Origin of the sequence: Streptomyces lycii, assembly GCF_009735685.1 — a bacterium.
Lineage (GTDB): Bacteria > Actinomycetota > Actinomycetes > Streptomycetales > Streptomycetaceae > Streptomyces > Streptomyces lycii.
Genome location: NZ_WHPN01000131.1, coordinates 20,894 through 33,371 on the forward strand (window position 1 = coordinate 20,894; position 12,478 = coordinate 33,371).

The 12,478-nt window shown below is 73.0% G+C and carries 7 protein-coding genes; all 7 read right to left on the reverse strand.

Translation table 11 applies throughout. The annotated features are described in order from the left end of the window. Positions 1-85 precede the first annotated feature (85 nt). Complete coding sequence (locus tag GCU69_RS05660) at positions 86-307, reverse strand: ferredoxin (protein ID WP_098750331.1); 222 nt, start codon at positions 305-307, stop codon at positions 86-88. An 8-nt stretch (positions 308-315) separates the two neighbouring features. After that, positions 316-1,506 carry a cytochrome P450 gene (locus GCU69_RS05665; RefSeq protein WP_098750363.1) on the reverse strand — a complete coding sequence of 397 codons (1,191 nt, stop codon included), beginning with the start codon at positions 1,504-1,506 and terminating at the stop codon, positions 316-318. A 133-nt stretch (positions 1,507-1,639) separates the two neighbouring features. Further along, positions 1,640-4,483: an NHLP bacteriocin export ABC transporter permease/ATPase subunit gene (locus GCU69_RS05670; protein WP_235978264.1), complete on the reverse strand. Its 2,844-nt coding sequence runs from the start codon at positions 4,481-4,483 to the stop codon at positions 1,640-1,642. Positions 4,484-4,697: 214 nt separating this feature from the next. Further along, entirely contained in the window at positions 4,698-7,019 is a 2,322-nt protein-coding gene (locus tag GCU69_RS05675) for an NHLP family bacteriocin export ABC transporter peptidase/permease/ATPase subunit (RefSeq protein ID WP_156205298.1), read from the reverse strand. After that, the gene (locus tag GCU69_RS05680) at positions 7,016-7,825 is read right to left on the reverse strand and encodes an HlyD family efflux transporter periplasmic adaptor subunit (RefSeq protein ID WP_098750329.1); all 810 of its coding nucleotides are present in this window, start codon (positions 7,823-7,825) and stop codon (positions 7,016-7,018) included. Before GCU69_RS05680 ends, GCU69_RS05675 begins: the two co-directional genes overlap by 4 nt. 241 nt (positions 7,826-8,066) lie before the next feature. After that, on the reverse strand, positions 8,067-8,273 hold the full coding sequence (locus GCU69_RS05685; protein WP_098750328.1) for a type A2 lantipeptide: 207 nt from the start codon (positions 8,271-8,273) through the stop codon (positions 8,067-8,069). Positions 8,274-8,746: 473 nt separating this feature from the next. Beyond that, the gene (locus GCU69_RS05690; RefSeq protein WP_156205299.1) at positions 8,747-12,148 is read right to left on the reverse strand and encodes a S8 family serine peptidase; all 3,402 of its coding nucleotides are present in this window, start codon (positions 12,146-12,148) and stop codon (positions 8,747-8,749) included. Between the last annotated feature and the right edge of the window lie 330 nt (positions 12,149-12,478).

A 12,478-nucleotide genomic window follows, 5' to 3' on the forward strand; every position in this document is an offset into this window, starting at 1 on the left:
AGGAACCGGTCTGACCGGCGCCGCCACCGACCGGCTCGGCCGGGGTTTGCGCCCCGGCCGGGCCCGTTCTGCCGCCCACGGGTGATCAGGGCCGCGGCCCGATCGTCTCCCCCGTCTCGTCCCGCACCGTGATCGCCGCCACCGGGCACGAGTCGGCCGCGTCCAGCGCGGTTTCGTCGGGTGCCGTCTCCGCCCTCACCGGCCGGGCCTGGTCGTCCTCCAGGACGAAGAGTTCCGGAGCGGTGCCGGCGCAGACGCCGGAGCCGATGCAGCAGGTGGAATCGACGTCGAGCTTCCAGACCGTCATCCGTTCACTCACCACCCGACCGGCATGGAGAAGGGGCCGCGCACGATCATCTCGTTCTTCCAGCCGATGTCCCCGGCCAGCCGGAGCCCGGGGAAGCGCAGGATGAGCGCGCGCAGCGCCTCCTGGAGTTCGAGGCGGGCGAGCGGGGCGCCCAGGCAGTGGTGCGCGCCGTGGCCGAATCCGAGGTGCTGCTGGCTCTCGCGGCCGAAGTCGAGCTTCCCGGGGGCGGTGAACCGGTGGGCGTCGCGGTTCGCCGCTCCCACGGCCACCAGCACCGGCTCGCCGGCGCGCACCAGGGTCCCGCCCACCTGGACGTCCTCCGTGGCGTACCGGGGGAAGGAGGCGCCCGCGCCCAGCGGCACGAAGCGCATCAGCTCCTCGACGGCGGCCGGGATCAGGTCCGGTTCCTCGCGCAGCCCGGCGAGGTGCTCCGGGTGTTCCAGCAGGGTGACCATGAAGTTGGGGATCTGGCTGGCGGTGGTCTCGTGGCCGGCGACCAGGATGGCCACGCACAGGTCGATGAGTTCCAGCTCGGTGAGCCGGTCACGGGCGTCGCGGGCGTCGATGAGCGCCGTCATCAGGTCGTCCTGCGGCTGCGCGCGGCGTTCGGCGACGAGCCCGGCCATGTAGGCGCGTAACTCCTCGCGCTTCGCGAAGAACTCCTCGGCGGTGAGCGAGCTGGTGGAGAGCGCCGCGTCGCTCCACTCGCGGAACTTGGGCCGGTCCTCCTCCGGTACGCCCAGCATGCGGCAGATGACGGCGACGGGGATCGGCAGGGCGTAGTCCTCGACCAGGTCGGCGGGCGGGCCCTTCTTCTCCATGGCGTCGAGGAAGCCCTCGGCGAGGGCGCGCACGTCGGGGCGCATCCGCTCCACCCGGTGCGCGGTGAAGGCCTTGGCCACCAGGGTCCGCAGCCGGGTGTGGTCCGGCGGGTCCATGCCCAGGATGCCGGTGTCGGCGTTGGCCGGGCCCAGCCGCGGCACGTCGCGGCCCGCGGCCTCGGCGCGGCTGAAGCGGCGGTCGCCGAGGACGAGCCGGGCGTCGGCGTAGCGGGTGACGAGCCAGGCCGGTTCCCCGTAGGGCAGTCGCACCCGGAGCAGTCCGGCGTCCTCCTGGGCCCGGTCGTAGGCCTCGGACAGCCCGAGGCCGTCGGCGTCGTTGAACGGATAGCTGACGGGTTCCGTGTTCGCGGTGGTCACGTCGTGCCCCTCCCAGGTGTGGCCTGCCCCTGCGATCGCACCGTAGAAATCCACCACCCGGGCGTCAACGGGCACTTTTCGGCCCCGTTCCCGCCGCCCCGCGTCCGGCCCGCCCCGCCCCGGCCGGAGACGGTCAGCGGATCTGGCGGCGGACCAGCTCGTGGAAGAGCCCGGAGGTGTCGGCCAGCAGCTCGGCGGGCGGGCCCTGCTGCGCGACGCGGCCCTCGGACATGACGACGACACGGTCGGCGTCCATGACGGTGGACAGCCGGTGGGCGATCACGACCCGGGTGGCGTTGAGCTTCCGGGTGCTCTCGGTGACGACCCGCTGGGTCTCGTTGTCCAGCGCGCTGGTGGCCTCGTCGAAGAAGAGGATCCGCGGCTTGCGGATCAGCGCCTGCGCGATCATGAGCCGCTGCCGCTGGCCGCCGGAGACGGTGCCGCCGCCGTCGGAGAGGACGGTGTGCATGCCCATCGGCATCCGCTTGATGTCCTCCGCCAGCCCGGCCATCGCGGCGGCCTCCCACGCCTCTTCGAGGGTGTACATGCCGGTGCCGCAGATGCAGTCGAGGATGGAGCCGGTGAACGGCTGCGCGTTCTGCAGGACGACGCCGCACTGCCGCCGTACGGCCGCCTGGTCGAGCGCCGCCAGGTCCTGCCCGTCGTAGCGGACGTCGCCGGAGGTGGGCCGGTCGAAGCCGATCAGCAGCCGGAGCAGGGTGGACTTGCCGCAGCCGCTCGCCCCGACGACCGCGACGAACTCGCCCGGCCGGACCTGGAAGGAGACGTTGTCGAGTACCAGCGGCCCGTCGTCCGAGTAGCGGAACGACAGGTTGTCGGCCTCGATCGCGCCGGTCAGAGCGCCGGGCTGGGTGCTCGTCCCGCGGACCTCCGGTACGGCTTGCAGCACGGGTTTGACCTGCTCGTACATCGGGAGCACCGCGGCGGCCGAGATGAGCGAGTTGGTGAGCTGGGTGACGGAGGTCAGCATCATCGTCACGGCCGCGTTGAAGGTCAGGAAGGCACTCGGCGAGAGGCTGCCGCGGGCGGGCCCGGCCAGCAGCATGAACATCAGGAGCATGCACAGCGGCAGATAGACGGCGTTGCACACCGCGGTGATGTTCCGGATCCGGCCGACCTTCTGCTGGAGTTCGCGGCTGCGGGCGAACTCTCCGGCCCAGGAGGCGTAGGCGAAGCTCTCGGCGGCCGCGACCCGCAGCTTGGGCAGTCCGCGCAGGGTCTGGAAGGCCCGGTTGTTGAGCTTGTGGTTGAGCTTGACCAGCCGCCGCTGCCAGCGAAGCTGCCACAGCCCGAGGCCGAGGAAGACCAGGGCGATGACGACGAGCAGCCCCATGGCGACGAGCGCCAGCGGCACGCTGTAGACCAGCAGCAGGACGAGGTTGACGGCGCCGACGGTGCCCGACTGGACGGCGACCGCGCTGATGCCGGACAGCACCCGGCGGATGGCGCTGATGCCCATGGCCGCGCTGGCGAGTTCGCCGGTCGATCGTTCGCCGAAGAACTTGGTGGGCAGCCGCAGCAGCCGGTCCCAGACCGCGGGCTGGAGGGTGGCCTCGACCCGTCCCTCCATGCGGAGCAGCGACAGGTTCTGGAGCAGCATGAACGCCGCGGCGACGACGCTCGTGACGACGACGGCCAGGGCGGTCTGCGTGATCAGCGCCGTCTCCGCGTCGGGCACGAACTCGCCGAGCACCTTTCCGGTCGCGACGGGCACCAGCGCGCCGAGGCCGATCGCGACCAGTCCGCCGAGGACCAGGCCGCGGACGTCCGGGGAGGTGCCGCGGAGGCTGAACCGGAGGAGCCGCCAGGGCGCCATCGGCCGGTCCGGCAGCGGGCGGTAGAACATCACGGCGCGGCCGTCGAAGTCGTCCGCGTTGCCCGAGGCGATACGGGTCCGCCCGCCGGTGGCCGGGTCGACGGCCTCGTAGCGGCCCCGGCGCCAGAGCAGGGCGACCGGTGTCCCGTCGGTCCGGTGGCCGACCAGCGGGCCGGTGTTCTCCCGCCACCAGCGGCCGGTGAGCTTCACCACCCGGGTGCGGAACCGGGAGCTGAGCGCGACCCGTTCGACGGGGCTGAGCCGGTCGCCGGCGGTGGCGGACGCGGGGTCGCGGAGCGGGATCCCGGCGGCTTCGGCCACGCGCCGGCACACCGCGAGCGTGGCGTCGTCGTTGCCGCCGGACGGGCCGGCGCCGGTCACCCGGGTGCGGTCGATGGAGGCGAGCAGCGCCTGGTCGGCCTGGGCGCGGACGGTCTCCCCGGCCTTGACTCCGGCGGCGGTACGGTCCTCGTGGGCCTGTTCGAGGCGTTCGATCCAGCGGTCGAGCGTGAACAGCAGCCGGGACTGCTGGTTCACCATGTTCTGCCACAGCGTCGGGTCGATCAGCAGGTCCGCGGCGGCCTCCGCGCCGTAGGCGGCGCCGTACTGCACGCTTCCCGGAACGACGGGCATCCACAGGATGTCCTCGTCCCCGGACTCGTGCTCGGTGCCCGGGCTGCCGTCCATCGGGGCTTCGAAGAGGACCTGGAGCCCCCGGCCGACCCCGCGGGCGAAGGCGTCCTCGAGCGGGCCGAGTCCGGCGCCGGGGGCCTGCTGGGCGGCGTGGGCCCACTCGCCGTACGGGTCGGCGTAGCCCCCGCCCCAGGTGTCGTCCCAGCCCTGGCCGTAGCCCTGGCCGGGCGTCCGGTACAGCTCACGGAGCTGGATCCGGCGCAGCACACAGCCCTGCTGGGGCCTGGCCACGAGGGTGTGCTGCGGGCCCTCGACGGGGCCGAGCAGCAGCGTGCCGCTCTCCAGCCGGCCGAGGAAGTGCCAGTGGCCCTGGCTGGAGGCGTCGACGGCGAAGATGTCGAGGGTCCCCTCGGCCACCAGCCACAGCACGTGCGGCCCGTCGAGGGAGATGCTGCGCAGCCCGGCGCAGTCGACGGCCTGGCCGAGTCCGCCGAGGGCGACGAGCACGGAATCCGTGGCGGGTCCGGTGGCGGGTCCGGCGGCGGGCGGGGGCGGGACCGGCCCGGAGGCCCCGGCCGGCCCGGGAGCGGCGGCCGGGGCGGGCTGCACGGTGGCGTACTGGCCGGTGTCGTACGGCTCGCCGGGGTACGGGCCCGACGCCGGGTACCCGCCGGCGGGCCAGGCACCGTCGGCGGGCCCGGTCTGGTGCGGGAACGTCACGTCAGTGCTCCTTGACCAGCTCGGCGTACGGCCCGCCCGCGGCGACCAGGTCCTCGTGCCGCCCGCGTTCCACGACCTTGCCGTGGTCGAGCACGACGATCTCGTCGCTGTCGCGGACGGTGCTCAGCCGGTGCGCGATGACGACGCAGGCGCAGCCGCGCCGCCGCAGGTTGTCCATGATCACCTGCTCGGTCTCGGCGTCCAGGGCGCTGGTCACCTCGTCGAGCACGAGGACGCTGGGCCTGCGCACCAGCGCCCGGGCGATCTCCAGCCGCTGCCGCTGGCCGCCGGAGAAGTTGCGGCCGTCCTGGTCGACCGCGCTGTGGATGCCGCCGGGGCGCCGGGACACCGCGTCGTAGAGGGCGGCGTCCTTGAGCGCGGTGACGACGTCCTCGTCGGGGATGGACGGGTCCCACAGCGCGATGTTGTCCCGGACGGTGCCCTCGAACAGGAAGACGTCCTGGTCGACGAAGGAGACGGAGGCGGAGAGCGCGCTGCGCGGGATGTCCTCCAGCCGCTGCCCGTCGATGCGGATGGTGCCTTCCCACGGGGCGTACAGCCCGGAGATCAGCCGGGAGACGGTGGACTTGCCGCTGCCGGAGCCGCCGACGAGGGCGATCTGCTGCCCGGGCCCGACGGCCAGGGAGAAGTCGGTGAGCAGCGGCTTGTCGAGCGGGCTGTAGCCGAAGGTGATGCTGTCGAGCGTGACGCGCCCGGTGAGCCTGCGGTTGCTGGCGGCCGGTTCGCGGCGGGTGTACAGCGGGTCGACGGGGAAGGTCTCGACGTCCTTGAGGCGGGTCACGTCGGCCGCGAAGTCCTGGATCCGGCCCGCGACGCCGTTGAGCCGGGTGATGGGCGCCGTGAAGCTGGTCATGAGGGCCTGGAAGGCGACGAGCAGGCCGACGGAGACGGCGCCTTCGACGGCCCGGTGTCCGCCGATGAGCAGGATCATCGCGCTGTTCAGGGCCGCCAGGGTGGGCGCGACGACGGTGAGCGCGGCGCTGGGGACGCCGAGTTTCTGCTGGCTGTTGAGGGTCGTCGCGTGCTGGCCGGCCCAGCGGCGGAAGTAGCCGTTCTCACCGCCGGTGGCCTTCATCGTCTCGATGAGCTGGAGCCCGCTGTACGAGGTGTTGGTGAGCTGGGCGCTGTCGGCGCGCAGCTTGTGGGTGCCGGTGGCCCGCAGCTGGATGACGATCCGCATCGCGACCACGTTGAGCAGCGCGATGCCGACCCCGATGCCGGTCAGCTGGGGGTCGTAGCTCCACAGCAGGGCCGCGTACAGGATCACGACGACGGCGTCCACGCCGGCCGCGGCGAGGTCCCGGGCGAGGGTCTCGGCGACGGTGTCGTTGGACTGGAGCCGCTGTACGAGGTCGGCCGGGCTGCGCTGGGCGAAGAAGGTGACGGGCAGCCGGAGCAGGTGTCTGAGGAACCGGGCGCTGCTGAGCGTGGAGGAGATGATGCGGCCGCGCAGCAGGTTCGCCTGCTGCACCCCGGTCAGCACGGCCGTCAGCAGGACCGTGGCGCCCATCGACGCGAAGAGCACGCCGAGCAGGGAGGTCTGCCCGCCGAGCATGAAGGTGTCGATATAGGTGCGGCTCAGGGCCGGGACGGTCGCGCCGACGGCGACCAGCAGGAAGCTGGCTGTGAGCGAGGCCAGCATGGTGCCCGTGGTGCCGCGGAGCCGGGCGGGCATGGCGCCGAGGACACCCGGTTTGCGGCCGCCGCGGCGGAAGGACTCGCCGGGCTCGAAGGTCAGTACGACGCCGGTGAAGCTGGTGTCGAACTCCTCGACGGGCACATGGCGGCGCCCGCGTGCCGGGTCGTTGATGTGGACGACGCGGCGGCCGAAGCGGCGGCCGGTGCCCTCGTAGACGACGTAGTGGTTGAACTCCCAGAAGAGCACGGCGGGGGTGCGGATCTCCGCGAGGGCCGCCGGTTCCATCTGCATGCCCTTGGCGGTGAGGCCGTAGCCGCGGGCCGCCTTGAGCAGGTTGCTGGCGCGGGAGCCGTCGCGGGACACGCCGCAGGCGATGCGCAGCTCCTCCAGCGGCACGTGCTTGCCGTAGTGCCCGAGGACCATGGCGAGCGCGGCGGCTCCGCACTCCACGGCCTCCATCTGGAGGACGGTGGGGGTGCGGACCGTCTTCTGTTTGCCGCCGGGCCGCCGCTGCTTCCGCTGCCGGCGGCCGGGCGGGGCCGCGCGGCGGGAGCCGGAGGAACGGGCCCGGCCGCCGGAGTCGCCGCCGGGGCGGTGCCGGCCCCGGCCGGCGATGGGGGGCGGCGGAGCGGCGGGGGTCGCGGGGTCGTGCTGCGCGGTCATGGCAGGAGCCAGTCGATCGGGTGCTCTTCGGACTGGTGGATGTCGGCGTCGACGAGGGAGGTCGATTCGAGTTCGAACGGGGGGCCGTCGTCCTGGGACCAGGCGTAACCGGACTTGGTGTCCTTCGACCGTTTCAATTCGACCAGGACCGCCATCGGTTTTCCGTCCTCGGAGAACTGTTCACCGAGCTGGGCGTCGCCGAGGAATCCGGTGATCTGCTGCCGGGTCTGCGGGGCGCGGCCGACGGCCTTCACCTTGCCGAGCAGGACACCGAACTGCTGGGAGGGCGCGGACTGCACCTTCAGATCGACGTCGGCGCCCGGGGATATGGAGGCTCCGCTGCTGCCGGGCACATAGAGCATGGCGATGAGCGGGTCGCCGGGGCTGCCGACCCGTTCCACGGTCGCCACGTCGGATCCGGTGGTGACGACCGAGCCGATCTTGGCCACCAGTGAGGTCACCCGGCCCGCGGCCACCGCCCGGACGGCCCTGGTCTGCCCGTCGCCGGTGCGCACGTTCAGCAGCGGCGCGTCCTTCGGGACGGACTCCCCCTCGCGGGCGAGGATCGCGGTCACCTGGCCGGACACCGGGCTCTGCAGGATGTAACTGCCTTCGGCATGGGTGAGAATGCCGGGCGCGGTCACCTTGGACACCACGGTGCCGGTAACGGCCCAGAAGGTGGCACCGGCCATCGCGCAAAGCGTCACGGCCAGGACGAGCCAGCCCCGCGGCCGGGCGAAACGCACCGGCAGGTCGAGTTCTTCGGGCGATTGCAGCTTGGAAAGCGCCTTTTGCCGGAACTGCACGCAACTATTCCTTCAACTGCATTCGTCTCGATCAGGCACACCGCGGTCGGGAACAACAATGCATGACCGTAACACAGGCACCGGAGGGCACCCCGCGGCGAAGTCGTGATTGCGTACGCCCCACCTCAGCCGTGAACCCCGGAACCAAAGTTCCGGGGTTCACGCTCATCCCTGCCGGGCCGCAGGAACGCCGGCGGGACGAGAAATGCCTCGGGCGTGAGCCCTACAGCAGCGCTCTGGATCAGAGGCTGGTGACGGCACCGGTGATCGGGGCGGTGCTGACGCCCGTGACACCCTCGACCAGGCCGGTGACCTCGGAGACCGGGAGAACGGAGTCGGCGAGACCGACAACGTTGCCGACCTCGACGCCGAGGACGCCACCGGACACGTTGTCCAGGTCGGCGTCGGCGATCTCAGCGGTCTCAACCTGGGGCGTGAAGTCCGTCATGACTGGGCTTCCCTTCGTTGCAGGGGGGATATATCACTTGCATCGACCAAGTCGGCGGGGAACCGACCCGGCCTGTTCGACGGTCGTTTGATGCCCCGTCAAGGAGCACCGGTTCTTACAACTCCCGCGTCTGGCCAGATGAAATCACGCCTGCCGGTCACCGGGCCACTCATGCGCAGACGAAGCCCAGCTCGACGGGCTTTCGGCAGCCGAATCGGGAGCCGGATGGTGACGACTCCTTCACAAGATCCACGAAGTGGTCTCGCGATCTACATCACTCAACGACTCTTCGCCGATCGGACATACGGCCATTTAAGACTTGACTGTCGCCCGGGAGATCTCCCGCGCATATCGCGCCTGTGACGCTTCTGTGTATGCGATGTGCGGATTCCCTGAATTCAGGATTCGCGATCAACCCGGGCGGCGGGCGGCGCCGAATTTCACTTTCCGTGCACCACCGGAAGCGCAGCGTATCAATTCTCCCGGATCAGGTAGGCGTCGGTGACGGTCTGGGTCAGCTCGTTCCCCGCGCGGTCGGTCAGCTCCGCCCTGAGGGACACCCCCGTGCCCGCTTCCACGGGGTTGGTCACGATCACCCGGCCGTCCCGGACGGGGAGTTCCCGCCAGCTCCCGCCGCCGTCGAAGCTCACCAGCACCCGGAGGTCCGCCGGCCCCTCCGCGGCGGCGGCGCCCTGCACCGTCACCGGGATCTCGGTCTCCGCGCCCGCCGGGGCCGTGCTGTCCAGGGCCAGCTCCGGGGTGAACCGGACGGCCGAGGCCGGGATCCGCACCTTCTCCTCGGACCCGTACTCCGAGGAGAAGGTGTACTCGGCGGTCACCTCCCGGGCCGGCGTGCCGGCGCCGCCCCGGGACAGCGTGGTGACGAGCCGGTAGCCGGCCCGTCCCTCCGGCAGGGTGAACTCGGTGCGGTCCAGCACGTCCTCCGACGCCGCGTACGGTTCGCCGTCGCGGTAGAGCGTCGTCGAGGCACTGTCGTAGTCGCTCCGGCCCCGGTGCCCGGAACCGTCGGCGAGCGGGTTCACCCGGCCGAGCAGGGTGTTGCCCCGCCGGTACAGGCCGTCCGCGGTGTCCGCTTCGATCAGCGGGCCGAAGACCCCGACGTTGAAGGTGTGGGCATGGCGCTCCCCCGCCGTGTAGGCGGCCCGCTGCGGTCCGGTGTAGTACGCCTCCTCCTGCTGCTCCGGCGAGAGTTGCGCGTAGCTGTGCGACCAGCGCACCCCGTCGGTGTTGAGGAACTGCCGGACGGTGCCGGGCGCCTCCCGGATCAGGGAAACCGTCCATCCGGCGCCGAGGTCCCCGGTGTCGGGCTCGGTGAGCAGCGAGCCGCTGCGCCCCGGTGCCGTGGTGCCCTGGCCGACGGAGAGTTCCGCCAGCTCGGCGGCGCGGGTGTCCCGGCGCAGCCCGGTGAACAGGCGGTCCTCCTGCCCGAACGCGGTGCGGTACTCGGTGTCGCCGCCGCTCTCCCAGCTGCCGACCGCCTTGGCGTGCAGCATCCCGGGCCCGGCCTCCGGTCCGGTGTGCCCGGTGTGGAAGCCGTCGGGGAGTTCGGGGGTCAGCCAGACGCTGCTGACCGTGCTGTCGCCGCCCGGCATGCCGGGGACCGTCATGTCGAAGGACATCGCGACGTTGACGAGTTGGGCCTCCGGGTCCGGAACGGTCAGCTCGACCGGCTCGGCCCGACGGGCGTCGAAGGCGACCGTGGTGTCGCCGGTGAGCTCCAGCTCGGGCCGCAGCTGCCAGTCCAGCCCGGTGACGTTCTCCCCGGTGGCGCCCGCGTGCAGGATCTCGTGGCTCAGCAGATAGGTGCCGCGGGGCAGCCGCACGGTCGATGCGCCGTCCTCGCTCCCGGTGCCGGTGAACGTGCGGCGGGCGAAGTCGTAGAGGGTGACGGCCCAGGCGCCGGGGGCCGTACCGTCCCGGCCGGTGGTCCGGACCGTCAGGTCGTACGACTCCTCCTCGCGCACCAGTCCGCCGGAGGTGCGGACCGACTGGCCGCCGCCCGCCGCCGTGACCGTGACGCCGTACGCGCCGTTCCGGTCGCCGCCCGGCCGGGTGTCCGCGGTCAGGCCCACCGAGGCCGTGCCGCCGGCCGGGACGGTGAGCCGCTCCGCGTCCAGGGTGAACATGCCCTCGGGCGCGGCCCCGCCGTCCGGTCCGGTCGCCTCCGTGGTGAGTGCCAGGGTGATGTCCCGCTCGCCGTCGTTGCGGTAGGTGACCGTCCCGGTGACGGGCTCGTCGTCCTGGTGCGGCCACTGCCGGGTGCCGAAGGCGAGCGAGGACGACTCGGCGGCCAGGGTCTGTGCGGTGGCACGGGCAGCGTCCACGCGGCCCGTGCCCTGTTCGAACACGCTGTGGCCGCCGCCGGCTGCGGCTGAACCGGTGAGCGCCGACTTGAGCCGCCGGCCGGTCCAGTCCGGGTGCTGCTGGGCGAGCAGGGCTGCCGCGCCCGCGACGTGCGGGGTGGCCATCGAGGTGCCGGACACGGCGCCGTAGCCGTCGGCGACGGGTTCGGCCTCCTCGGCGAGCGCGCTGCCCTCGGCGAGCGCGGCGCCCACGGACACCCCGGGGGCGGTCAGATCGGGCTTGGGCGCCGCGTCGGCGGGGCGCGGGCCGCGCGCTGAGAAGTCCGCCAGCCGGTCCTCCTTGTCGACCGCGCCGACCGTGAGGGCGGCGTCCGCCGTGCCCGGGGTGGTGACACCGCCCGCGGCCGGGCCGGTGTTCCCGGCCGCGACGACGAACAGCGTCCCGCTCTCCGCGGAGAGCCGGTTGAGGGCCCGCTCCATGGGGCCCTCGCCGGGGCTGTCGGGGGCACCGATGCTGAGGTTGACCACGTCGGCGCCCTGGGCGACGGCCCATTCCATGCCGGCGACGATCCCGGACTCGGTGCCGGTGTTCTCGTCGGAGATGACCTTGCCGTTCAGCAGCTTCGCGCCCGGGGCCACACCGCGGTACGTCCCGCCGGAGGCGGCTCCGGTGCCGGCCGCGGTGGATGCCACATGGGTGCCGTGGCCGTGCCGGTCCGTGGTGCCGGGAGACGTCGAGAAGTTCTCCTCGGCGATCACCTTGCCGCCGGCCAGGTCCGGGTGCGTGGTGTCGATGCCGGTGTCCAGCACGGCGATGGTGACGCCCTCTCCGTCGTACCCCGACTCCCAGGCCGTGGGGGCGCCGATCTGGGGGACGCTGCGGTCCAGGCCGGTGCGCAGCAGGCCGTCCAGGGAGACGGAGGAGACCCCGGGCGCGGTGGTGCGCTGCCCCCCGGAGCCGGACGGGCGGGTGAGCGCCGTCCACGCCTCGGCGGTCTCCCGCGGAGCGGTGGCCACGGCGTCGGAGCCGATGCTGCGGAGGGTGCGCACCGCGCCGGGGCCCGCGGCGGCGCGCAGCCCGGGCCGGGCGGCCGGGTCGGAGCTGTCGTAGCCGACGATGAACGGCAGGGTGTCGCCGTGCGCGGCCCGGAACTCGGGGCTGCTCAGTTCGGTGACGTCGAAGAGCCGGCGGTCGAGCGTGCCGTCGAGGATCAGCCGGGTGGCGTCCTGCGGAACGACGTGGGTGTGTCCGTTGCCGTCGCGCTGGAACTTGACGGGGACTCCGGCGCGGCCTTCGGCGGGCAGGAAGCCGGTCACCTTCCCGTCGCCGCCGACACGGACCCGGTCACCTGTGACGAGGGTGACGAGTGATCCCGCCCGCGGAACGGCCGCGCCCCGGGCGGAGTCGCCCGGGAACGCGGCCGTCGCGGTGGTGGAGCCGGCCGCCGGGACGGCGGCCGCTGCCCCGGCCGGTACGGCACCGGCCGGGACGAGTAAGGCGGTGAGGGCCGCGGCGAGCGCGGCGGCGGTGGAGCGGGTACGGGTCGGCACTGTTCCCCCTGCTGGCGTCGGTGTGGTCGTGGGCCCACGGCGGTGGTCCGGCGTGCCCCGTGACGGCGGGGCGCCCCGGGCCGGGGGTACGTCTCGGTCACAGCCGTACCCCCCGGCCGGGGCGCCCCGCACGGGACCATGCTGGCGCGCCCTGCCCGCGGCCGACAACGGTGTGATACCGCCCCGAAGCCGGGCACGACCGGGATTTGGGCACCGGCGGCCGGGGAGGACGGGCCGCCGGAGGACGGTCCGGCGCCCAGGACGGGCCCGGCTCCCGGGACGGACCCGGCACCGAGGACGGGCCGGGCGGCGATGACGGCCCCCGAGGCC

Coding starts and splice junctions, on each gene's coding strand:
- GCU69_RS05660 (WP_098750331.1), bottom strand. CDS start 307: ATGACGGTCTGGAAGCTCGACGTCGATTCCACCTGCTGCATCGGCTCC.
- GCU69_RS05675 (WP_156205298.1), bottom strand. CDS start 7,019: ATGACCGCGCAGCACGACCCCGCGACCCCCGCCGCTCCGCCGCCCCCC.
- GCU69_RS05685 (WP_098750328.1), bottom strand. CDS start 8,273: ATGACGGACTTCACGCCCCAGGTTGAGACCGCTGAGATCGCCGACGCC.